25 protein-coding genes and 1 tRNA gene are annotated in these 22,665 nt (G+C 58.4%); 11 read left to right on the forward strand and 15 right to left on the reverse strand.

Annotation, left to right across the window (positions count from 1 at the left end; translation table 11 throughout):
• Positions 1 to 24: 24 nt before the first annotated feature.
• Positions 25 to 2,079: a S9 family peptidase gene (locus tag AK821_RS04395; protein WP_064388412.1), complete on the forward strand. Its 2,055-nt coding sequence runs from the start codon at positions 25 to 27 to the stop codon at positions 2,077 to 2,079.
• Between the two features lie 198 nt (positions 2,080 to 2,277).
• Positions 2,278 to 2,751 (forward strand): cyclic nucleotide-binding domain-containing protein, encoded by a 474-nt coding sequence (locus tag AK821_RS04400; RefSeq protein WP_034153174.1) that lies wholly within the window; start codon positions 2,278 to 2,280, stop codon positions 2,749 to 2,751.
• Here the strand turns inward: AK821_RS04400 and AK821_RS04405 are convergent.
• Positions 2,748 to 3,032, reverse strand: coding sequence for a hypothetical protein (locus AK821_RS04405; RefSeq protein ID WP_064388414.1), 285 nt, complete (start codon positions 3,030 to 3,032; stop codon positions 2,748 to 2,750). The two genes, AK821_RS04400 and AK821_RS04405, sit on opposite strands and share 4 nt — an antisense overlap.
• Positions 3,033 to 3,112: 80 nt before the next feature.
• Here AK821_RS04405 and AK821_RS04410 point away from each other — a divergent pair, with 80 nt between their 5' ends.
• From AK821_RS04410 to AK821_RS04425, 4 genes are all read left to right on the forward strand, one after another.
• Positions 3,113 to 3,799: a spermidine synthase gene (locus AK821_RS04410; protein ID WP_064388416.1), complete on the forward strand. Its 687-nt coding sequence runs from the start codon at positions 3,113 to 3,115 to the stop codon at positions 3,797 to 3,799.
• A 48-nt stretch (positions 3,800 to 3,847) separates the two neighbouring features.
• A complete protein-coding gene (locus AK821_RS04415) occupies positions 3,848 to 4,219 on the forward strand; it encodes a YajD family HNH nuclease (protein ID WP_007911336.1) in 372 nt (123 codons plus the stop codon).
• A gap of 208 nt (positions 4,220 to 4,427) precedes the next feature.
• Entirely contained in the window at positions 4,428 to 4,898 is a 471-nt protein-coding gene (locus tag AK821_RS04420; protein ID WP_007911337.1) for an RNA methyltransferase, read from the forward strand.
• Between the two features lie 81 nt (positions 4,899 to 4,979).
• Positions 4,980 to 5,357 (forward strand): YgaP family membrane protein, encoded by a 378-nt coding sequence (locus AK821_RS04425; RefSeq protein WP_064388419.1) that lies wholly within the window; start codon positions 4,980 to 4,982, stop codon positions 5,355 to 5,357.
• Between the two features lie 94 nt (positions 5,358 to 5,451).
• Here AK821_RS04425 and AK821_RS04430 read toward each other — a convergent pair whose 3' ends face one another.
• Positions 5,452 to 6,681, reverse strand: a complete 1,230-nt coding sequence (locus AK821_RS04430; RefSeq protein ID WP_064388421.1) for a hypothetical protein — start codon at positions 6,679 to 6,681, stop codon at positions 5,452 to 5,454.
• 37 nt (positions 6,682 to 6,718) lie between these two features.
• Positions 6,719 to 7,168 carry a YcgN family cysteine cluster protein gene (locus AK821_RS04435; RefSeq protein ID WP_064388423.1) on the reverse strand — a complete coding sequence of 150 codons (450 nt, stop codon included), beginning with the start codon at positions 7,166 to 7,168 and terminating at the stop codon, positions 6,719 to 6,721.
• A gap of 165 nt (positions 7,169 to 7,333) precedes the next feature.
• Between AK821_RS04435 and AK821_RS04440 the strand changes: the two genes are divergently transcribed.
• The gene (locus AK821_RS04440; RefSeq protein WP_064388425.1) at positions 7,334 to 7,927 is read left to right on the forward strand and encodes a nitroreductase family protein; all 594 of its coding nucleotides are present in this window, start codon (positions 7,334 to 7,336) and stop codon (positions 7,925 to 7,927) included.
• A 123-nt stretch (positions 7,928 to 8,050) separates the two neighbouring features.
• On the opposite strand, the gene AK821_RS04445 is transcribed toward AK821_RS04440, so the two are convergent.
• From AK821_RS04445 to AK821_RS04460, 4 genes are all read right to left on the reverse strand, one after another.
• Complete coding sequence (locus tag AK821_RS04445) at positions 8,051 to 8,983, reverse strand: D-2-hydroxyacid dehydrogenase (protein WP_064388427.1); 933 nt, start codon at positions 8,981 to 8,983, stop codon at positions 8,051 to 8,053.
• A gap of 105 nt (positions 8,984 to 9,088) precedes the next feature.
• Positions 9,089 to 9,382, reverse strand: coding sequence for a YcgL domain-containing protein (locus AK821_RS04450; protein ID WP_007911350.1), 294 nt, complete (start codon positions 9,380 to 9,382; stop codon positions 9,089 to 9,091).
• Complete coding sequence (gene rnd, locus AK821_RS04455; RefSeq protein ID WP_064388429.1) at positions 9,379 to 10,512, reverse strand: ribonuclease D; 1,134 nt, start codon at positions 10,510 to 10,512, stop codon at positions 9,379 to 9,381. The genes AK821_RS04450 and rnd overlap by 4 nt, the downstream gene beginning before the upstream one ends.
• 155 nt (positions 10,513 to 10,667) lie before the next feature.
• The gene (locus AK821_RS04460; protein ID WP_064388430.1) at positions 10,668 to 12,317 is read right to left on the reverse strand and encodes a phosphoethanolamine transferase; all 1,650 of its coding nucleotides are present in this window, start codon (positions 12,315 to 12,317) and stop codon (positions 10,668 to 10,670) included.
• A 408-nt stretch (positions 12,318 to 12,725) separates the two neighbouring features.
• Here AK821_RS04460 and AK821_RS04465 point away from each other — a divergent pair, with 408 nt between their 5' ends.
• Entirely contained in the window at positions 12,726 to 13,910 is a 1,185-nt protein-coding gene (locus AK821_RS04465) for a CynX/NimT family MFS transporter (RefSeq protein ID WP_064388433.1), read from the forward strand.
• A 185-nt stretch (positions 13,911 to 14,095) separates the two neighbouring features.
• A complete protein-coding gene (locus AK821_RS04470; protein WP_064388435.1) occupies positions 14,096 to 15,031 on the forward strand; it encodes a LysR family transcriptional regulator in 936 nt (311 codons plus the stop codon).
• A gap of 3 nt (positions 15,032 to 15,034) precedes the next feature.
• Here the strand turns inward: AK821_RS04470 and AK821_RS04475 are convergent, their stop codons facing one another.
• From AK821_RS04475 to AK821_RS04500, 6 genes are all read right to left on the reverse strand, one after another.
• A complete protein-coding gene (locus AK821_RS04475) occupies positions 15,035 to 15,400 on the reverse strand; it encodes a 5-carboxymethyl-2-hydroxymuconate Delta-isomerase (protein WP_064388437.1) in 366 nt (121 codons plus the stop codon).
• 164 nt (positions 15,401 to 15,564) lie between these two features.
• Complete coding sequence (locus AK821_RS04480; RefSeq protein ID WP_064388439.1) at positions 15,565 to 16,485, reverse strand: LysR substrate-binding domain-containing protein; 921 nt, start codon at positions 16,483 to 16,485, stop codon at positions 15,565 to 15,567.
• Positions 16,486 to 16,557: 72 nt separating this feature from the next.
• Positions 16,558 to 18,666: a DUF6311 domain-containing protein gene (locus AK821_RS04485; RefSeq protein ID WP_064388441.1), complete on the reverse strand. Its 2,109-nt coding sequence runs from the start codon at positions 18,664 to 18,666 to the stop codon at positions 16,558 to 16,560.
• Complete coding sequence (locus tag AK821_RS04490; protein WP_064388443.1) at positions 18,663 to 19,049, reverse strand: GtrA family protein; 387 nt, start codon at positions 19,047 to 19,049, stop codon at positions 18,663 to 18,665. Before AK821_RS04490 ends, AK821_RS04485 begins: the two co-directional genes overlap by 4 nt.
• Positions 19,046 to 19,756, reverse strand: coding sequence for a class I SAM-dependent methyltransferase (locus tag AK821_RS04495; RefSeq protein ID WP_064388444.1), 711 nt, complete (start codon positions 19,754 to 19,756; stop codon positions 19,046 to 19,048). The genes AK821_RS04490 and AK821_RS04495 overlap by 4 nt, the downstream gene beginning before the upstream one ends.
• Positions 19,757 to 19,759: 3 nt before the next feature.
• Positions 19,760 to 20,725 (reverse strand): glycosyltransferase family 2 protein, encoded by a 966-nt coding sequence (locus AK821_RS04500; RefSeq protein WP_064388446.1) that lies wholly within the window; start codon positions 20,723 to 20,725, stop codon positions 19,760 to 19,762.
• 278 nt (positions 20,726 to 21,003) lie between these two features.
• On the opposite strand from AK821_RS04500, the gene AK821_RS04505 reads away from it, so the two are divergent.
• Both AK821_RS04505 and AK821_RS04510 read left to right on the forward strand, forming a co-directional pair.
• On the forward strand, positions 21,004 to 21,195 hold the full coding sequence (locus AK821_RS04505; RefSeq protein ID WP_064388447.1) for a YegP family protein: 192 nt from the start codon (positions 21,004 to 21,006) through the stop codon (positions 21,193 to 21,195).
• Between the two features lie 153 nt (positions 21,196 to 21,348).
• Positions 21,349 to 21,555: a hypothetical protein gene (locus AK821_RS04510; RefSeq protein ID WP_064388448.1), complete on the forward strand. Its 207-nt coding sequence runs from the start codon at positions 21,349 to 21,351 to the stop codon at positions 21,553 to 21,555.
• 196 nt (positions 21,556 to 21,751) lie between these two features.
• Here the strand turns inward: AK821_RS04510 and AK821_RS04515 are convergent.
• Together AK821_RS04515 and purC are read right to left on the reverse strand one after the other, a co-directional pair.
• Positions 21,752 to 21,841, reverse strand: a tRNA-Ser gene (locus AK821_RS04515).
• Positions 21,842 to 21,924: 83 nt separating this feature from the next.
• Positions 21,925 to 22,638 (reverse strand): phosphoribosylaminoimidazolesuccinocarboxamide synthase, encoded by a 714-nt coding sequence (gene purC / locus AK821_RS04520; RefSeq protein ID WP_007911389.1) that lies wholly within the window; start codon positions 22,636 to 22,638, stop codon positions 21,925 to 21,927.
• Positions 22,639 to 22,665: the final 27 nt, after the last annotated feature.

The raw sequence follows: 22,665 nt of genomic DNA on the forward strand, positions 1-22,665 counted from the left end.
CCGAACATTGTCCGAGAGCCTTTCATGCCCGAATCCGCCAACGTCATCAGTGCCCCGATTGCCCGCAAGGCCGCCGGTGCCGACCCGTATGCCTGGCTGCAGGAGCGCGACACCGACGCGGTGCTCGATTACCTCAAGGCCGAAAACTCATACCAAGAGGCGCAAACCGCCGATCAGGCCGAGTTGCGCGAAACGCTGTTCGAAGAGATCAAGGGCCGGATTCTTGAAACCGACCTGTCCCTGCCCTCGCCTTGGGGCCCGTACCTGTATTACACGCGCACTACCGCCGGTGACGAATACGCCCGGCATTACCGCTGCCCGCGTCCGGCCGATGACAGCCTGACCCTCGACGAAAGCCGCGAACAACTGCTGCTTGACCCGAACGTGCTGGCCAACGGCGGGTTCTTCTCGCTGGGTGCGTTCAGCATCAGCCCGGACCATCAACGTCTGGCCTACAGCGTCGACGCCTCGGGCGATGAGATTTACACGCTGTTCGTCAAGGAACTGTCCAACGACAAGGTCAGCGAACTGGAATTCGAAGACTGCGACGGCAGCATGACCTGGGCCAATGACAGCCTGACCCTGTTTTTCGGCGTACTCGACGACACGCACCGCCCACACAAGCTGTTGCGCTATCGCCTCGACGGCACCGCTGCCGAAGAAGTTTTCCATGAGCCGGACGGGCGCTTCTTCCTGCATTGCTACCGTTCAAGTTCCGAACAGCAACTGCTGCTGTCGCTGGGCAGCAAGACCACCAGCGAAGTCTGGGCGCTCGACGCCAATCAACCGCACCAGCCCTTCACCTGCCTGGCGCCACGGGTCGAAGATCACGAATACGACGTCGATCACGGCCTGCTCGATGGCGTGTGGACGTGGTTTATCCGTACCAATCGCGACGGCATCAACTACGCCCTGTATCAGGCCCCGGACACCGGCACCGCGCCGACCGAAGCCGACTGGCAAAATCTGATCCCGCACAGCGACACGGTGATGCTCGATGGCGTCAGCCTCAACACCGAGGCCATGACCCTGAGCCTGCGCGAAGGTGGCCTGCCGATCATCGAAGTTCATCCCCATGGCCTGGCGCCGTATCGCGTGCAATTGCCGGACGCGGCCTACAGTCTCTATGTGCAAAACAGCCTGGAGTTCGAGAGCGATCGCATTCGTCTGCGCTATGAAGCGTTGAACCGCCCGGCGCAGGTGCGCCAGTTGATCCTCGCCACCGGCGAGCAGACGATACTCAAAGAAACCCCGGTGCTCGGTCCGTTCGACGCCGACGCTTACGTCAGCCAGCGTCTGTGGGCCACTGCGCCAGACGGCACGCAAGTGCCGATCAGCCTGGTGATGAAACGCGAAATGGTCGGCCAAGCGGTGCCGCTGTATCTGTATGGTTACGGCGCTTACGGCTCGAGCCTTGATCCGTGGTTCTCCCACGCCCGTCTGAGCCTCTTGGATCGCGGCATGGCCTTCGCCATCGCCCATGTGCGCGGCGGCGGTGAACTGGGCGAAGCCTGGTATCGCGCCGGCAAGCAGGAACACAAACACAACACCTTCAGCGACTTCATTGCCTGCGCCGAGTTCTTGATCCTCAACGGCATCACTACTGCCGATAAACTGGCAATCAGCGGTGGCAGCGCCGGTGGTTTGTTGATCGGTGCCGTGCTCAACCAGCGTCCGGATCTGTTCGGTGTGGCGATTGCCGAAGTGCCGTTCGTCGACGTGCTCAACACCATGCTCGACCCCGACCTGCCGCTGACCGTCACCGAATATGACGAATGGGGCAACCCTGAAGAGCCGGACGTTTACGAGCGGATCAAGGCGTATGCACCGTACGAAAACGTCACCGCGCAGGATTATCCGGCGACGCTGGTAATCGCCGGCTACAACGACAGCCGCGTGCAGTACTGGGAAGCGGCCAAATGGGTGGCGAAACTGCGCGCGACCAAGACCGACAACAATGTGCTGCTGCTCAAGACTGAACTGGGCGCAGGGCATGGCGGGATGAGCGGGCGTTATCAGGGATTACGTGACGTAGCGCTCGAATACGCATTTGTTTTCAAGGTTTTGGGCCTGGTCTGAGGAACTCCGTCGGTCACTTGGGTCTTAATTGCAGACCCAAGAGGCCGATACCCACAGATCTCCTGTAGGAGCTGCCGAAGGCTGCGATCTTTTGATTTTGATTTTTTCAAAGGCAAGATCAACAGATCGCAGCCTGCGGCAGCTCCTACACGGGCCGTGTGAAGCCTGAAACAGTAAAAACAAAAAGACCGTGACGACATGTCAGAACCGACCTTCCTGAACAACGAAATCCGCGACTGGCTGATGGACTGTGGCCTGTTCGATCAATTGCAACTGGCCGACTTTGCGGCCGCTTCCGGCTATTTCAGCATCAGCACCGTGGCCGAAGGCGAAGCGATTTTCCGCGAGGGCGATGCCGGCAGTTTCATGTGCATCCTCCACACCGGCCAGGTCGCCGTGCAGAAAACCGGGCCCGATGGCCAGGTCATCACCATGGCCACCCTGCGCAGCGGGCGTGCCTTTGGCGAAATGGCCGTGCTCGACGGTGAGCGACGCTCGGCAACGTGCGTGGCGGCGACGAACTGTCAGCTATTGAACCTGGGCAAGGACTCGCTGGAAAAAATGCTCAACGACGCGCCGAAGATCGCCGCGAAGATCATCCGCGCCCTCGCCGTTTCGCTGTCGAAACGCCTGCGCATGGCCGACGGTCAACTGGCGGCGCAACAGGTTTAACCGCCGGGGGATTTCGCCTTGGTGCCGCTCGGTTCGATACCGGGCAGCGGTTGATCCTTGCTCGGCGGGCTGGGCATCTCGATCGGCACCAGCGGTGGGCTGCCACTGCCGGCGCCGGACTTGGGAATGTTGATCGGCGTGATCTGCGGATACGGCGTCGGTGTCGCGGTGCCGGGCGAGCCGGGTTGCGGCGCGGGGCTGAGCGGAATCGTCTGCTGCGCCTGCACTGCAGTAATCGAGAGCACGGCCAGGGCAATGACCGTTAGAATGGTGCGCTTCATCAAGGGCTCCGTTTGGCCTCTAGTCTGCGCTCAGGCTACTCCCAACGGGCCTGCTTGCCTTCCCCCTTGTAGAGATTTCCATGAAACGTTTCGTTCTGCTCGACACTACCCCGATCCCTGAAAGCGGCGGTGCCCTGTGCCTGTTCGAGTATGGCGAGGATTTTGTCATCAAGATCCAGGGCGGCGACGGCGGACAATTGATGAACACGCGCATGCACGGTTCCGAAGACGCATTGGCGGAAATTCCGTGCCGCAAAGTCGCTGGCCGGCCGGACTCGCGAGTGCTGATCGGCGGTTTGGGCATGGGCTTCACCCTCGCCTCGGCGCTCAAGCACCTGGGCAAGAGCGCTGAAGTTGTGGTCGCTGAGCTGGTGCCCGGCGTGGTCGAGTGGAACCGTGGCCCGCTCGGGGAAAAATCCGGTCGCCCGTTGCTTGATCCACGCACGGTGATCCGTCAGGAAGACGTGGCCAAGGTGCTGCAAAGCGAGCCGAACGGCTTCGACGCGATCATGCTCGACGTCGACAACGGCCCTGAAGGCCTGACCCAGAAGGCCAATAGCTGGTTGTACTCGGCCGCCGGTCTGAACGCGTGCGCCAAGGCCCTGCGGCCCAAAGGTGTGCTCGCCGTGTGGTCAGCCAGTGCTGATCGGCTGTTTTCCGACAAATTGAAGAAGGCCGGTTTCAAGGCCGAAGAAGTTCAGGTCTTTGCCCATGGCAACAAGGGCACGCGCCACACGATCTGGATTGCCGAGAAGCTCAAGGGCTGAGCTAAACTCTGCACATAACCGTCATTAGTCTTTTGCAAAGGTGAACCCATGAGTTCGTCCACCCCCACCAACACGTCGAAGCTGGATCGCATCCTCGCCGACAACCAGCGCGACAAGGAAATGGGCTACCGCGACAAGGCCCTGAAGATGTACCCGCACGTCTGTGGCCGCTGCACCCGTGAGTTTTCCGGCAAGCGCCTGAGCGAACTGACCGTGCATCACCGCGATCACAACCACGACAACAACCCGCAGGACGGCTCGAACTGGGAATTGTTGTGCCTGTATTGCCACGATAACGAACATTCGCGTTATACCGATCAGCAGTATTTCAGCGAAGGCTCGCTGAGCACGCCGAAGATTGCCAAGGCAACGCATAACCCGTTTGCCGCCCTCGCCGGGCTGATGAAAAAAGAAGATTAATGATATTCATCGCCTGAACTGGCCCCATCGCTGGCAAGCCAGCTCCCACAGTGATCAGGCTCGTTCACAAATTTTGTGTGTATCCAGGAAACCTGTGGGAGCTGGCTTGCCAGCGATGAGGCCGGGCCAGACACCGCAGATCTCGAATCTGCCCGCCCTCCCCCAATCCCCGTATAATCGCGCTCTTTTTCCCGAAGGCACCCCGCTCGTGGCAGACAAACGGTACAGCTGCATTGGTTTGTATAACCCCAAATCACCGGAGAACGTCGGTTCGGTGATGCGCGCCGCAGGCTGCTATGGCGTGGCGTCAGTGTTCTACACCGGCAAGCGCTATGAACGCGCCGCCGACTTCGTCACCGACACCAAACGCGTGCACTATGACATCCCGCTGATCGGCATCGACGATCTGAAAAAGATTCTCCCGCTCAACTGCGTACCCGTCGCCGTGGAACTGGTCGAAGGCGCCCGCCCGTTGCCGGAATACACCCACCCGGATCGCGCCCTGTACATCTTCGGTCCCGAAGACGGTTCGCTGGATAAAGAGATCCGCGACTGGTGCGAAGACGTCGTGTACATCCCGACCACCGGCTGCATGAACCTCGCCGCCACGGTCAACGTCGTGCTCTACGACCGCATGGCCAAGGGCCTGAACACCCGCTCCGGGCCGAAATTCCGCTGAAACAGCGCATATTCGATGGAACGAGCTGACCGCTCCGGCAGTCAGCTTGTTTATCGATTACTCATTGCCTGGAGAAAGATCATGACCGAGCTCAAACGTGTCGAACGCATCGAATCCACCCCGTTCCAGAGCCATTCCGAGCAGAACGTCGAAGGCTGGGAGCGCATCGGCTCACTCGCGGGCGGCGTGATCATGGTCGGCAAAGGCCTGCGCCGTGGCGGTGTGTTTGGTTTGATTCAGGTGGCGATTGGCGGCGTGGCCATGGCGCGCGGGATTACCGGGCACAGCTCGATGAAAAGCCTGATCGAGAAGAGTCGTCAGGACATGAACAACGTGCGCGCGAAGATCGAGCGGGCCGGGGAAGAGTTGAGCAAGCTGAAGGCGAATGCCGAGGCGGCGACCAGCACCGCCACGGTGACCGGCAATGATTCGGTGAAGTCGCCGAAAGCCGGGGTTTGATGGCTTAAAGCAAAAGATCGCAGCCTTAGGCAGCTCCTACAGGGAAAACGCATTCCACAAGTAGGAGCTGCCGAAGGCTGCGATCTTTTGATCTTTACTGTAGCAACGCGGTATCAAGGACTTTGGACGACTCGCCCAGAACGCTCTCGGCCAGTTGCACAAACGCCTTGGTACTCACCGTGCCCAGATGCATCGCCCCACGCAACACATCATCCAGCGAACGCTTGTTGCGCGTCTGCAAGCGAATCTCGCGATCCAGCTCCTGCAACAAAATTACTGCTTTTGCGACCTGCGCCGGGCTGATCTGTGCGCCGCGCAGGGTCGTGACCTTCTGGCTGTCCTTGGCCAGTTTCGCCTGCAACGCCTGATAACGCTCATCGCTCATGCCACCGGCACGGCGTACCAATTCAATGGCGTAATACTCGGCAAACCCCTCGCTGATCCAGGCGCTGCGCTGCTCATCGTTGATCCGCCCAAACACCTGCGCCAACTCGCGCACCAACGCACTGCTGCCGCTCTCGCTGACCAGCGGCAATCGTGTGTTCAGATAAATCGATTCATGCGCGCCGAGACTGCCGCGCCACATCGGGTCGTTGACCCCCACGATCAATAGCTTGGCCGGATGGCGTGGATAAACGGCCTGCACCTGCGGCCAGACGAACGTCAGCAAGGTCAGCACATCCATGCGGCGCATGCCCTGCCCTTGTGGCGAAGCCACTGTGACTTCGGTTTCGCCCAGCCGTGTGCGGCGGCTGCCGAGATGGCCGGCGAGCATCCAGCCGGTCGGGCGGTCGAACAGGCGTGATGGATTATCGATGCGGAATTTGTTCTTGCCGATGCGTGGCCAAGCGGTCTCGATACTCTTCCAGCCCTCGGGCAATTCGAATTGCAGACGCGCGACCAGTTCGATGCCGTCCTGCTGATCGAGTTTGGCCGGCGGCACCAGTTCGTCGCCACGCATCAACGCCCAGGTCGGGGTCATGCGCGTGTCGAAGCTGCCGTTCTTGCGGCCGTGGCTGATGCGTACACGGTATGTCAGGCTGGACTTTTCGCTGGCGGGGCGCCAGACCCCGCGCGCCTGTTTGCCCGGGCTCAGCAGCCACTGGCCGTCAGCCTTGAAGTCGCTGTAATGGCTGCCGTCGCCAAGGTCGAAGTCGAGACTGCGCACCGCTTCGCCCTTGGCGAGGGTCAGGCGCACTTCAGCCTGATCGCTCTGCGGCAACAGGCGCACGTGGTAATCCAGGTCCACTTTCTTCGCTGCCCACACCGGTGCGCTCAGCGCCAGCAGTGCAACCAGCAGCGATCGCTGCAATCCCACAGCCATACACACTCCTTTGTGAAACTTGAACTCTGCGGTTGATTCAGCCCGCGCGGAAAATCAGGTGATCTTCCCAGTCATCTTCCGGCACGCTGCCCTCGGCGAGCATGCGCCCGGATTGGGAGATCCGCTCGTGATGCACTGCATCGCGGTCACCGCTCACCAGGTGGTGCCACGGTGGCAGGTCTTTGCCTTCGCTGACCAGGCGATAACCGCAGGTCGGCGGCAGCCACTTGAATTCTTCGGCCTGGCCCGGGGTGAGCTGGATGCAGTCCGGGACAAACTTGATGCGGTTCGGGTAATCGCTGCACTGACAGGTTTTCAGATCAAGCAGTTTGCAGGCGATGCGCGTGTAATAGACGCTATTGTCTTCTTCATCCTCAAGTTTTTGCAGGCAGCACAGACCACAACCGTCGCACAGAGATTCCCACTCCTCCAGATCGAGTTGATCGAGGGTTTTGCGTTTCCAGAACGGTTCGACTTTGGCGACCATGGCTCAAGCATCAACATCAGGTAGTGAAAAGGCCGCCAGTCTAGTGCCCAAGGCCTTGTGGGCCAAGCGTTGGCGACTGCCGGTAAATCGCACTTGTCAGCCCAATCGCCGCCAAGTAGGGTTTTGCCTCGAATTCATGACTCAAACTTAGCAAGGAATCTCTCGATGAGTGCCAACCCTCGCGTTGCCGATTACGCCATTCACCCGCAATTCACCGACCGCTGGTCACCACGCGCCTTCACCGGTGAAGCGATCGCCGAAGAAACCTTGCTGAGTTTCTTCGAAGCCGCACGCTGGGCACCGTCGGCGTACAACTCGCAGCCATGGCGTTTCCTTTATGCGCGTCGCGATACGCCGAACTGGCAGCGTTACCTGGGTCTGCTCAATGAATTCAACCGCAACTGGGCGCAGCATGCGTCGGCGCTGGTGATCGTGATTTCGAAAACCACCTTCACCGCACCGGGTGCCAGCGAAGAAACTCCAGCGCTGTGGCACACGTTTGATACCGGTTCGGCATGGGGCCATCTGGCGCTGCAGGCGAGCATCAGCGGCTGGCACACTCACGGTATGGCTGGTTTCGATCAGGAACTGACCCGCAAGGAGCTGAACATTCCAGAAGGTTATGCGCTGCATGCTGCCGTGGCCGTTGGCAAACTGGGCGACAAGGCAACGCTGGCTGAATACCTGCAAGCCCGTGAAGAGCCAAGCCCGCGCCGTCCGCTGAACGAGCTGGCGGCCGAAGGCGACTTCACCCTCTGAGCCACAGCGCAAAACCACTGTAGGAGTGAGCCTGCTCGCGATGAGGCCGTGTCAGTCAACATTAATGCTGTCTGATACACCGCTATCGCGAGCAGGCTCACTCCTACATTTTTTACCGCCGTGTCAGTAGCCGCGATTGAAATCCACTTCCCCGCGCAACGCTTCACCCGCCTGATACGCCTTCAGGTTCTCGACAAACAGCTGCACCATCAACGCCGGTGACGTCGGTGCCGAGCTGTGCCCGGTCAGCAGCAAGCCCCACGCCGTCCAGAACGGATGCCGTTGCGGCAGTGGTTCCTGACGGCAGACATCGATCACCGCGCCGGCCAGATGCCCTTCTTTCAGCGCGTCTACCAGATCCGCATCGACCACCGCGACACCGCGCCCGGCATTGATGAACAACCCGGTCGGTTTGAATTGCTTGAACAGCGCTGCGTCGTAGATATCGTGGGTGTGCTCGGTGTTCGGCAGCAGATTGACCACGTAATCCACCTCGCCGACCAGTCGTGGCAGATCCGCCATCGAACCGACCTCGACAAACGGCGCCTGCTCGCGGGCACTGCTGGCGATGCCGTACAGCTCAACGCCGAACGGTCGCAGGAATTGCGCCACGCTCTGGCCGATGTCGCCCGTACCGACGATCAGCACTTTGCGCCCGACCAGACTCTGGCCGCTGCGGTTGTCCCATTTACGCTCGACCTGACTGACCAGCCGCGCCAGTACTTCGCGCTCATGGCCAAGGATGTAAGTGAGGACGTATTCAGCCATGACCTGACCAAAAATCCCCACCGCCCGGGTCAAGCGATAATCACGGCGCAAGCCATCGGCGAGCAGCGGCGTGATGCCGGCCCAGGTCGACTGCAGCCATTGCGGTTGATGGCCCTGACGCAGCAGGGTCGCCAGTAGATCCGGCTGCCCCAGCCACACTGGGCAGTCGGCCGCCTGACGGGCCAGTTCGGCAGAGTCGCCACTGGTCAGCACTTCGAGTTCCGGCACTGCCTGACGCAGCAGTCGGGCGTATATCGCGTGGTCGTGTTCAGCAATCAGAACGCGCATCTTCAAACCTTTCGCAAACCGTGCAGACGGCCACCGGATTCAGGGCGGCCATCGCGGTAAAAACAGTTCCAGGGTTAACCAAGGCCCAGAACAGGGCCTTGCAGATCAGACCGGATCGTTGCGTCGCAGCAACTCTTCGGGCAAGTGTTCGATGTACTCGTCCTCGGCGGGCGGCATTTGCAGGTGATAACCCTGCTTGTCAAGGTTTTCGAGGACCACGACGATGTCTTCGCTGGCCAGTTTGCGCTCGGGCGAAAGCACCAGATCGAACGAATGTTTCGGTTTGCCGAAGGCCAGCATCAGCGCTTCCGGCACGCGTTCCAGCGCGTCACTTTTGAGCACGTAAAGGTACATGCCGCTGCGCTTGGAGCTTTGGTAGATGGAGCAAATACGTTTCAAGGCTGTTCTCCGGCGGTGGCCAGGCTGTCGAGCAGCTTCTGACCCATGAGTTCGCGGCGCCAGCCACGCAACGACTCAGGCAATTGGTAAGGACCCTCGGGGTAGCCGCTTTTGACCAGGGCTTCGAGGGTTTTCTTGCGCAGCATCAGCTCCGGCGCGATGTCGAGTCGCTCAGCTTCGGCCTGACCGAGGGCGCGCAGTTGTTTGATCAACGCGGCGGCTTCGATCGGCAATGGCTCCGGCACGGCAGGCGGCCATTGATCAGGCCCCACACTGCCAGAGCGCTTGATCAGATCAAGCAGAAACTGGCCGTCCTGACGCACGGTACGCGGGTGCATGTCTTCGATTTTGCCCAGTGCAGCAATGTTGTCCGGTTGCGTGCGCGCCAACGGCCACAGCGAATGTTCGCGGACGATACGGTTGCGCGGCAGATCACGGGCGCGTGCTTCGGTTTCACGCCAGGCGCACAGTTCACGCAGGACGGCGAGTTGCGCACGAGAGAGTTTCCACGCCAGTTTGGCCTCGCGGTAAACCTCGTACGGATCGGTTTCGCGGCGCAGGTTGGCGACCAGTTCGGCGCCGTCCTCCAGCACCCAGGCAAATTTGTCGTCGGACAGTTTCGGACGCAGTTGTACGAAAACTTCCGCCAGATGCACGGCATCTTCAGCGGCGTAGCTGATTTGCGTCTCGGACAACGGCCGCTGCAACCAGTCGGAACGGGTTTCGCCTTTCGGCAGTTCGATGCCGAGTACATTTTGTACCAGCCGTGAATAACCCATCGAAAAACCGAGGTTGAGATAGGCGGCGGCCAGTTGCGTATCAAACAGCGGCGCCGGCAAGCTGCCGGTCAGGCGCAACAGCACTTCGAGGTCTTCGCTGCAGGCGTGCAGGACTTTGAGCACCGCCGGGTTTTCCAGCAACGCGGCCAATGGCTGCCAGGCGTTGATGGTCAGCGGATCGATCAGGTAAGCGCGTTTGCCGTCGCCGACCTGCAGCAGGCCGGCAATCGGGTAGAAGGTGTCGACCCGCATGAATTCGGTGTCGAGGGCAACGAAAGGCAACTGCTGCCACTCGGCGCAAAACTGCGCGAGGCTATCGTTGTCGCGAATCCAGTGAATATCGATGGCCACACGGCTCTCCCTTGAAGAATGGCGCGCAGTATATATCGCCGTTGGCGATTTACGCGCCTGCGAAGGGCAAGAGCTGTAACGAAATGTCCTGCCAATTGGCAAGAATAGTCTGACAAAGCAAACAGATGTGCCCGTCATCTGTGGGAGGGTGACGGTCAGTCTTTGGCCAGGACGCCGTCGATCACGGCGCCACGGCAGCCGGCGAACATGTCCAGACCCGGCTGATACACCGAGCTTTTCACTTCCAGCAGACCGAGCATCGAGTGGAACAGGTTGTCCTGACTCAGCGGCTTGTCGCGACTCATTTGCAGGCAATGGGTATCGACTGAGTAAGCCTTTTGATAGTTGTCAGAGAACCACGCCAGCATCGCTACGTGTTTCTGTTGCTCCGGCGCCAGCATATAAGGCGTGCCATGCAGGAACAGGTTGTACTCACCCAGCGATTCGCCGTGATCCGACAGGTACAGCATGGCGGTATCGACTTTGTCCTGATTGCTGCGCAAGACATCTATCAGGCTCGACAGCACTTGGTCGGTATAGACCAGCGTGTTGTCGTAACCGTTGACGATACTTTCGCGGCTGCAATTGTTCAGTGCATTACTTTCACAAACCGGCGTGAAGTGCTCGTACTCCTTGGGATAGCGCTTGAAGTATTCCGGGCCGTGACTGCCCATCTGGTGCAGAACCAGAACGGTGTCCTTGTCCAGGTGATCGATAAAGCTTTGCAGGCCCTGCAAGAGGATCTCGTCGCGGCATTCGCTGTTGGCGCACAGTGTCGGATCCTTCAAGTTGCTGACATCCTGAACCGTCACACGATCACAGGTGCCTTTACAGCCGGACTGGTTGTCACGCCAGATCACGTCAATACCCGCACGTTTGAGCACATCCAGCAGGCCTTCTTCGTTCTTCGCCTTGCTGGCGTCGTAATCCTTGCGGCCCATGTTGGAAAACATGCACGGCACCGATACGGCCGTTTCAGTGCCGCAGGAGTGCACATCGGTAAAGGCAATCAGCCCGGCTTCCTTGTCGAGTTTGGGCGTGGTATCGCGGTCGTAACCGAGGATGCCGAAGTTCTCGGCACGGGCACTTTCGCCCACCACCAATACAGTCAGGGATTTGCGCGGCTGAAGTTTCACAGCGGCATTGCGCTGTGCGTCTTCACCGATCTTGACGAAGGGTTGCTGCGCCGAGACCACCTGCTCACGCAGATAACCGACCGAGGCGCCGATGTAATTGCTCGGCACCAACATCAAACGAATTTCGTGGTGATTGCGAAACAATGAAGACAGGCCCTGATAGTTAGCCAATGCCACGCCACCCATCACCGCTGCCGACGCCACACTCACGATAACTTTACTGAACAACTCGCGGTGCCAGCGACGGTAGTTGACCGGCATCTTCCAAAGCAACAACGACGGCAAAACACCTAACAATAAAATATAAGCAAACAACTTTAACGACAGCAGATCGCGGACTTCCGTCGCATTGGTTTCGGCAAAGTTACGAAACATGCCCGCATCAATCATCACGCCATATTGGCTCATGAAATAAGCCACGCCGGCGCTGATCATGAATATCAGCATCAAGACCGGTTTAAGCAGCGGACGGAACGCCAGAAACGTCAGCACAATGTTAAAAGCCGCGAAGATCATCACCCCAAAAGCCACGCGCATGGCGACGCCGTTGCCATCGGCTGCGGTGATGTCAAACAGGTGCTGCCAGAGCACGGCATTGAAGCCGGTCAAAAGAAAGGCACTGGCAATCAACGTCACCCATTCCGGGCGCACGGCTTTTAACTTCAACATAGAGAAGGGCAATTCCTGAAGAGAACAACCTTGGGTAATTATGAAAATTTCGTTTGTGAAAAAATCATTAACTAAGGCATGACAAACTTTAGGCAGGCAATCATCAATTTTTTGTGAAAAAGACGCCAACGATTAGTTGGCTTGCGGGAACTCCGTGAAACTTTGGAAGTATTTGAGAATGGTTCAGCTTTTATTCAGAAAATTTCCTCTGTGGGAGCGAGCCTGCTCGCGAAAGCGTCAGGTCAGTCGATATTTGCGGTGGCTGATACGCCGCTTTCGCGAGCAGGCTCGCTCCCACAGGTGTCTTGTTGGGTTATCGAGTTTTTAAATACTGCTCTGGATTTTCCGGTTTGCCCGCCACAAGTAGATCCGCGCCTAATCTCCAGCCCCTCGCTCAAAGGTCTGAAGATGGAAAACTCCCGCGCCACCGCCCGCCCTGCCGTCTGGCTGATGCTTGTCATCGTTCTAGTCGCACTCAACCTGCGCCCTTCGATGGCGGCAGTCGGGCCGCTGCTGTCGGCGATTCGCGACGATATCCCATTGAGTTTCAGTCTCGCGTCATTGCTGACGATGCTGCCGGTGATGGCAATGGGACTGGCGATGTTTTACGGCATCGCTATCAGTCGGCGACTGGGCGAGCAGAGAACCGTCCTGCTGTCGCTGCTGATCATTGGATTGGCGACGTTATCGCGGCTGTTCATCGACTCTGCTGCCGAGCTGATTGTCAGCGCGGTGCTGGCCGGAATAGGCATCGCGCTGATTCAGGCGTTGATGCCGGCGCTGATCAAATCGCGTTTCCCGAATCACATGGCGGTGTGCATGGGGCTGTATGTCACGTCGATCATGGGCGGCGCAGCGCTTGCCGCGTCGTTCGCTCCGATGGTGATGGGGGTAACCGGAAATTGGCGCAGCGGTCTGGCCATCTGGGCGGTGCTCGCGTCGCTTGCGCTGGTGTTCTGGTGGTCGCAACGCCGCAGTCTGTCAGCAACTGCTGCAACAACGACAAGAAAAGATTCGTTCTACAACAATTCCCGCGCCTGGTTACTCGCGATCTTCTTCGGATTGGGCACGGCGTCCTACACCTGTGTGCTCGCCTGGCTCGCGCCGTACTACGTGGAAAAAGGCTGGAGCGAACAAAGCGCCGGGCTGTTGTTAGGATTTCTGACTGCCATGGAGGTGATTTCCGGTCTGGTGGTGCCCGCCATCGCCAATCGCAGCCGCGACCGGCGCTCCGTACTGACGGTGCTACTCGGCCTGATCATCGCCGGTTTCTGTGGGCTGATTCTGAGCCCGCAACACCTCAGCCTCTTCTGGCCATGCTTGTTGGGTCTAGGCATTGGCGGGCTGTTTCCAATGAGCCTGATCGTCTCGCTCGATCATCTCGATAACCCGCAGCGTGCCGGGGGCCTGACGGCTTTCGTGCAAGGCATCGGCTATATGATTGCCGGCCTCTCGCCGTTGATGGCCGGGATTGTTCGCGACCAACTGGGCAGTTTCGAATGGGCGTGGTGGTCGCTGACGGCGGTGATGGTGATCATGCTACTGATGGTGAGGCGCTTCGATCCCCGACATTACGCGCGACACTTTGGCTGATCTGACTGGAGGCTTCTGGCCATGTTTTAGCGCTTTGAAGGCAGACGTCGTGTTGCTAAAACTTTCTGTCCCACAACTGTCCGTGAAATGTCCTACAGGGCTTTGTCCTGGCACCATCGTTCCGTTAGGATCATTCGCACACGTTTGCGCGGATTCGGCGCAAGGAGCACAGCGAGACAGAACGGATGCTGAACAGTAACTTGCTACGAAAGCTCGACATGCAGGATCTCATGGTGTTTATCGCCGTGTATGAACAAAGCAGCGTCACCGATGTGTCGGAAACGCTATTTGTCAGCCAGTCGACCGTCAGTTACTGCCTGAAGAAACTGCGCACCAGTTTTGAAGACGAGTTGTTCATCAATACGCGTACAGGCATGCGCCCCACCTACAAGGCCAGCAGCATGTATGGCCATGTTCAGAAGATCCTCGAGAGCATCAACCTGTGCCACGCCGGCGCGCCGGCCTTCGATCCGACGCTTCAAGCTGTCACGTTCAATATCTGTGCACCGGAATACTTCGAGCAATTGATCTTGCCGCGTCTGTTGAAACGTTTCGACTTCGACGATTTGCCGGTGATGGTCAACATGCACAAGTTTGAAACCGACGTGCCGGCCGACGAGTTGCGCGATGGCAGCCTTGATCTGGTGATCAGCTTCGGGCCGAACTTCCATCGCAATCACACCGATCTCAAGTCACGCATGCTGCTTGAGGACGATCTGGTCTGTGTGTTCGACAAGCGCGCCACCCCACTGGAGCCGCGCCTGAGCCTGCAGGCGTTCACCGAACGCCGACATGTGTTCCCGACGCCGTGGACATCGACCACCAACATGGTCGATGGCTGGTTGGCGCGACAGGCGCAGAAGCGCCAGATCGTCGCGCGTTCGAACAGCTACAGCGCGGCGTTGAAAATGATCACCGGCACCGACTTCATCCTCACCCTCCCCCGGCGCATCCAGCGTCTACTGACCAACGAAGCGGTGTTTAACCATTGTGAGGCGCCGAACGGCTTGCCGGGGTTCACGCTCGACATGCAATGGAGCCAGAACGCCGATCAGGACAGCGCCAACGTCTGGCTGCGCGAGCAGGTGATCAAGGTGTGCAGCGAACTGCAAGACGCCTGAGTCCTACACGCTGATCGCGGCTTTGCTGTAGGACTCGCGATCAATGTCGACCAATTCGACACACAACTGCACTTCGACCCCGGCCGGCCACTCGCACAGATCCTGCAACACCGCCAGCAAGCTTTGCGACAGTTGCTTTTTGGTCTCCGGCGAACGCCCGCTGAGCAGCGCCAGCTTCACGTAAATGAAGGCGCGTTCGCTCATGGCGGTGCCAACCTTGAAGGTCTCGACCTTGACTGCGCGGCTTTTGATATCGAACTCCGCTGCAAACTGACCGGATCCCACCAATGTATTGTTGAGCCGGATCAACGCAACATCGGCGTTCAACTGCGGCAGGTTGGCGGTGTATTCCATGTGCAGGTGTGGCATCGGGAGGCTCCAGTCAGTCAGCGTAAAGTTCGTACATATACCACAAGCGGCTCAGCGCATATCCCCGTAGAAGCTGTCGAGTGAAACGAGGCTGCGATCTTTTGATCTTGAGATTCAAAGATCAAAAGATCGCAGCGTGCCGCAGCTCCTACAGAGGGTGTTGATCAGGACGGGGTCACCGGTCGTTCGCTCATGAACTGCTCCAGCCTTGAGCGCAACCAACGCTCGGCCGGATCGCTATCGACATGACTGAGCCAGACCATCGACAAGTCCAGCGTCGGCGTCTTGAACGGAAACGGTTCCTTGAACAGCAACCCGGAAGTCGCCATGGCCGCTGCGGTGTAATCCGGCAGGCTGGCGATCAAGTCAGTGCCAGCCAGCAGCGCCGGCAATGCGCTGTATTGCGGGACTGACAGGACAACCTGGCGGGCGCGCCCCAACTCCGCCAGCCACTCGTCAGCGAAACCGCTGACATTCGCCGTGTGCGAAACCAGCACGTGTGGCCGTGCGCAATATTCATCAAGGGTCAACGGTGTATCGGACGCATCCGCGCGCAGGATGCTCGGCTGAATGTGCCGCAGCAGTTTGCGTTTGGCATTGGCCGGCAGGCCACGGGTCTGGCTGATGCCGACAGTAATGTCACCAGCGGCGAGCAAATCGGGAATCCGCCAGTAATCGACATGCTGCACCACAAACACCACGTTTGGCGCTTCCTGGCGCAACGCGCGCAACAGCGGCGGCAGCAAACCGAATTCGACGTCATCGGACAGACCGATGCGAAAAGTCATGGTGCTGACGGCCGGATCGAAATCGCGGGTCAGGCTCAGCGCCACTGACAGGGAGTCCAGCGCGGGCTTGAGGTGGCGGAAGATATCTTCGGCCCGGGCGGTCGGCTCCATGCGATGGCCGACGCGGATGAACAGCGGATCGTTGAGCATCGTGCGCAAGCGGTTGAGCGCCGAACTGATGGTCGGCTGCCCGAGAAACAACTTCTCCGCCGCCCGGGTCACGTTGCGCTCTAGCATCAAGGTCTCGAACACCACCATCAGGTTGATGTCGGCCTTGCGTAGTTCATTGCGGTTCATCCATTGCCCCCCGATCCCCTGACTGAAGGGCAGTGTAGAAAGGTCCGCCGACAACGTCTATGCGGACACGGCTCAGTTGATCGACATTGCCTTCAGGCCGATCGCGAGTTGCCGGCGATCCTGGCCGACGCCCAACTGCTCAGGGCTGATCGCATCGGCGAACTGCAGTTGCACACGCAGCAAACCCTCTTGTGTGATGCGTTGGCGGACAGCCGGAGTGAGCTGCAATTCAAGACTGTTACCTTCCGGCTTGTCCAGAGTGGTCGCCAGCGCTTCGATGCCGTTGAGCTTGATCACCACGCGCTGACGCAAATGCCCCGGCGCCAGGAACGCCGTGGTCTCAAGATGCAGGGTGCGGGCCGAATCGTTCACTCGCATGGCCATTTCCGCTTCGGCACCGCTGGACCAGACGCCCCAGGTTTCAGCATCCGACCAGCCTCGCGCGAGATAGTCCTTGCCCACAGCGCCATAGCTGAACTGCGCTGTTTCTCCAGAGACGAACTCAGGCACCAGCTGTTGTGGCGTCTGGTCGACTGGCACCTGCACGCATTCACGGCAATTTTTCCAGCCCGGCGCCAGCACTGTGAATCCGTCGATACGGGTGAACAGATCCGCTTCGGTATTGACGGTCGAAACCGCCTGCAGCAACGCCCGATCACCGAGCAGGTACAACGAATCCGCATCATATTGACCCGAAGCCAACATCGTGCGGCTGTGCTCATCAGCAATCTCCCACTGATCCTTGCCCATCCGTCCCAGATAGACAGCATCGGTCGCCAGCCCATGTGTTGCAGCGAATGCGGCGACATTCATCCACTCCGGCGACAGGTTCTGAGGAAGGATCCAACGGATCTTCTGATAATGCGCCGCAGCATTTTTCCAGAACGGGTCGACAAAAGGTGTCTTCCATTGGGTGCTTGACTCGACCATCAACTGCTTGCGCACCAAAGACCAGCCGCTGTGCGTATCCGCGACTTGAACCGTCAGCGCCACAGCCATCAGCAAGGTTGCCACACGCGGTTTATTGGCGCGTACCACCAGAAAAATGATCAACAGAATGAACGCATAATAAACCGGCCAGAACATTCGTCCCGAGGCTCGAAAGATATTGGCGATGGCTATTATCTTTTCCGGTAAGGGATAGCTGAAATTCGCGCCAGCAAAGGCAATGTTGTTGGAAACCGCAAATACCGTCAGCCCGGCAAGCGCGATCAGCAGTAGCCAGTGTCGACGCAATGACCGCTCCAACCCGGTTTGCCCCTGCAGCCACCCGACCCACCCACAGACGGCCAGCAATAACAGCCCCAGTCCGAGATAACTGAACCCTTCCGTATCCCCCAGACCGCCGGGTAGATCCTTGAGGATGTATGACCAATGATTGGGGCTGAACAGTGTCAACACATTGGCTCGGTACAAGCCGAATCCGTCGGAGATCGCATCGGAGCCATTGACGGAAAAATACCCCGCTTGCCAGCAGCAAAAACTCACCAGAGCAAACAACAAAACCAGTTCAACGCCTACTTCGCGCAAGCTGATTCTGGCTTTGAAATGACGGGCGATCAGATCGGCCAGCCAAAGCAGCGCGACCATGGCCAGGAAATACGCATGAATCAACGCGGTGCACGCCAGCAAAGCCCCCCAGGCCAACCGTCGCCGCTGGTCCTCAGGGCGCAAGGCCAGGTATAAGGCGGCCAGAATCAGGAAGTGTCCGGCCAGCGACAAATGTGTCGGCATGCGGATGATCATCGGCGGAGCAAACAGGAAAAGTGCACAACCCAATGCCCGCAAAGCGACGTTGGAGGTGATAAGCCCCAATAATTTCCAGCCAAACCACGCTTGCAGGACAAAACAGGCGAGGAACCAGATTCCGAAATACTGAAATGTCTGCGGAAGCAACGCAGCAAGTGGCTTGAACAACAATGCCAGCAGCGGATTGGAGTCGGAAAAGATCAGGCCGTTGCTCAGTTCAAGTCCGTATGTCGGGTTCAGGCCGACCGGAAACGTCCACGGCGCCTGACGGAAAAACGCCCATCCCAGATAGTGCGTCGCCGGATCGCCCTGCCCCAGCCAGGCAATGTTCTGCGGGTCGAGCGCTCGAGGGCCAACGACGATAAAGAAAGCCAATACGCCGATCATCAACGGCAAAAGAGTGACAGCCAGGCGCCTTGTGAAATCCTTCATCGATACGTCCAGAAATTATGCAAGACAAAGGTGAAGGCCGGGATAGTCAGTGCCACCGCGACAATCCCCAACAGGTAATTCAATCCGGCCATCTGGGCCGCCCAGGCAACAAACATTGCCAATAGAAAGCCGCACGTCGACACCAGCAGAAAACGCAGCAAGGTTTTGCCATGCAACCGAGCCGAGAAACTCCAGGTGGTATTGATCAGATAGGACACGACGGTCGCCACGGCGAACGCCACGCCGTTGGCAATCGGTGGCTGCGGACTGATGAAGTTGATGAACAGCACCGCGACCAGCGCGTGCAAAGCCGTGACGAACAAACCGGTCACGGCAAAGCGCAAACCGCGCTGGATCAGCACTGATTTTTCGGTTGAGGTCACGGTTTTTGCGCCAGCACGAACACACTCAAACCGGCCAGACGGTTCCTGCCCATCAACGGCAGTTCAAGGCGGCACAAGGTTTTCAGTGTGCGGTTCACCAGCGGGTGATGACGCTTGAGTTGCGAGCGCGGCGCTTGCGTTTGCGAGCCCTGTGGCAACAACCGTAACGCCGCTGCGATCGGGAACACCGCACCAAAATAATAAGCGCCGCGTTGCACCGTCAGACCGGCAGCGCGGGCCAGTGTTTCGAATTGCGCCAAGGTGTAGCGGCGCTTGTGTTCAAGGAAGTCGTCATGCCCGCTCCAGAGGAACTGGAACGCCGGCACCGTCATCAGAAAACGGCTGCCGGAAGGCACTTTATCGACGTACATCTTGAGTAGGCCGCGGTCATCGTCAACATGCTCCAGCACGTCCATCAGCAGCACCAGATCGGCATCTATTGTTTCTATCCCGCGGCGGTAGTGCACCGGTTTGCCAGCGGTTGTCGCGCTTGAATCGGCCGGATAGCTGATATCGACGCACCATGCCTCCTGCGCGTCGGTATGTGTCAGCAGATGGTGGGAGAAAAACCCGGAGCCGGCACCCACGTCGAGAATTCGCCTGATCGGCACACTCCCCAGCAGACGCGTGGTTGCCGCCGCTTTGGAGCAGTAATACCAATGCTCGTTGATGCTGTCGCCGAGGATGTCGGTTTCCTTGAGATCCATGTTTCAGTCCTTCGGGTCGTAGACGCGACGTACCAGAAAAACCGGTCGGCGTTTCGCTTCAATGTAAGTACGGCCCAGATATTCACCGAGCACGCCAATGCCGATCAATTGCAAACCTCCGAGAAACGTCACGGCGACCATCAGTGAGGCGTAACCGGGCAAATCGATGCCCGAGACCAACGTGCGCACGACAATGAAAATCGCAAAGGCAAACGACACCAGCGAGACCAGCGCGCCCACATACGTCCAGACTCGCAGCGGTTCAGTACTGAAACTGGTGATGCCTTCCAAAGCGAAGTTCCACAGCCGCCAGCCGTTGAATTTGCTCTGCCCGGCCACGCGCTCGGGGCGCTCGTAATCGACATGAGTGGTGCGAAAGCCGACCCAGGCAAACAGGCCTTTCATGAAGCGCCGGGATTCGGGCAAGGTCAGCAACGCATCGACCACGCAGCGATCCATCAGGCGGAAGTCGCCGACATTTTCCGGCAGAGGCTGTTCGGCAATTCTGTTGTGCAGGCGATAGAACCAGTGGGCGGACTTCTGTTTGGCCCAAGTGTCGCTGCGGCGGCTGACGCGGTGGCCGAGTACGACTTCATAGCCTTCACGCCAGCGGTCGATCATCTGCAGGATGACTTCCGGCGGATCCTGCAGATCCGCATCGATCGGCACGACGATCTGCCCGGTCGCCATCTGCAAACCGGCGGAGAGTGCCGCCTCTTTACCGAAATTGCGGCTCAGATCGACGATACGCAGGCGCGCATCGTGCTGCTGATGCTCAAGCAAAAGCTCAAGCGTGGCATCGGTGCTGCCGTCGTTGACGAATACCAGCTCAAGACCGATCAGCGTCTGCTTTCGAAAGACTTCATCGATGCGCAGCAGAAACGTTTTCAGGCTGTCTTCTTCGTTAAAAACGGGGACCACCAGCGATAACGTCACCTGCCCGGCCTGTTGCGTTCCGTGCTCAGTCAAAGGAGTGCTCTTTTTATAGTGTTTGTTCGGTCATCGAACTATTTCCGATGCCATGAGCCGTCCCGTATTAAGCAGTAGCGTCGCCGGTGTTGCAAGCGTCAGGCGGCGTCATATTGGCCAATCCAGAGGCCTATTGCTGCGCTCTAGCTCGCGGCTCTCGGAAACAATTGCCAACGATTGGATACAAATGTCCGATAGCCAAAAAAACCGCCTGCGCTAGGCTTGCGTCGATGCGCCAAACAGGCGGTCGCACTAATAAATCGCATGGAGCGAACTGAATGTATTTCGAGATTTACAGACAATCCAGAGGCACCCCCAGCACTGGCAAGGGGCAATGGCGATGGAGGCTGCGCGCGGGCAATCACGAGACCATCGCCAGTGGCGAGTCATATGTGAACAAGGCGGATTGCATGCATGTGATCGAGTTGATCAGAGCCGTGCACGGCGATACCCCGGTGAAGGAAATTTAATCGCGTGAGCCGATGCGGAGCTGCGTCCTACAGCCATGTCCTTTTTTTCAGCGAACGACTGACGAGCCATTTCTTCGCGCCTACGCTCATCGACGTATGGGGCGATTCAGCCCTGTTTCGCCGCATCAATTGAACTAAAAAGGAGCCACAGAAATGGCGAGAGACAAAGCGAAAGACGACAAGCACTTCAACTGCACGCAAGAACACGAAGCTGATTATGTCGCCAGCCTCTACCCGCACGCCAAGGACGAAGTGAAAAACTTCCTGGCTACCGCTTGCATGGACAAGTCGCTGCATGACTCGACACATAAGGATGTGTATGAATTGATCAAACTGAAGTTGGGGCACTCGCAGCCGTGAATGCCTAGGGCGCGAGGTGATGTAGCCTTGCGCAAATGAAGAGGCCCCACGGCTAAAGGCCCGTGGGGCTTTTGCTTGTGTCAGGTCAGGATCGAGATGGCTGGCTGGCACATGCCTTTCGAGCTCTAAAAACTCATGGAATCCCAGAAACGAAAAAGCCCCGTAGATTTTCATCTACGGGGCTTTTTCTATGTAATGGCGGAGAGATAGGGATTCGAACCCTAGGTACCGGTGAAGGTACAACGGATTTCGAATCCGTCCCATTCGGCCACTCTGGCATCTCTCCAACGGCGCGCATCATAACAACACTTTTACCGAAAGCAAACCCTCTTTCGAAAATTTCTCCGTGCTATCAGATGCTTGCGTCGATTAAAGCGGTACGCCCAGACGATTGGCGACTTCTTCGTAGGCTTCGATAACGTCACCGAGGCCTTGGCGGAAGCGGTCTTTGTCCATCTTCTTCTTGGTGTCCTTGTCCCACAGACGGCAGCCGTCCGGGCTGAACTCGTCGCCGAGGACGATGGAACCGTCGCTGAACACGCCGAATTCAAGCTTGAAGTCGACCAGCAGCAAGCCAGCATCGTCGAACAGCTTGGTCAGGACTTCGTTGACCTTGAGCGACAGTTCTTTCATGCGAACCAGTTGCTCGGCGGTGCCCCAACCGAATGCCACGACGTGGGATTCGTTGATGAACGGGTCGCCCTTGGCGTCGTCTTTCAGGAACAGCTCGAAGGTGTAGGGGTTGAGCTTCAGACCTTCTTCGACGCCCAGACGCTTGACCAGGCTACCGGCGGCGTAGTTACGCACGACGCACTCGACCGGGATCATGTCGAGCTTCTTGACCAGGACTTCGTTGTCGGCCAGCAGTTTGTCGAATTGGGTCGGTACGCCGGCCGCTTCGAGTTTCTGCATGATGAAGGCGTTGAACTTGTTGTTGACCATGCCTTTGCGGTCGAGCTGCTCGATGCGCTTGCCGTCGAACGCCGAGGTGTCGTTGCGAAACAGCAGGATCAAGCGGTCAGCGTCGTCGGTCTTGTAAACCGATTTGGCTTTGCCGCGGTAGAGTTCTTCACGTTTTTCCATGATGGGCTCCGCTTGCTAAGTAGGTGG

The sequence above is a fragment of the Pseudomonas sp. RIT-PI-r genome (assembly GCF_001297015.1).
Taxonomy (GTDB): Bacteria; Pseudomonadota; Gammaproteobacteria; order Pseudomonadales; family Pseudomonadaceae; genus Aquipseudomonas.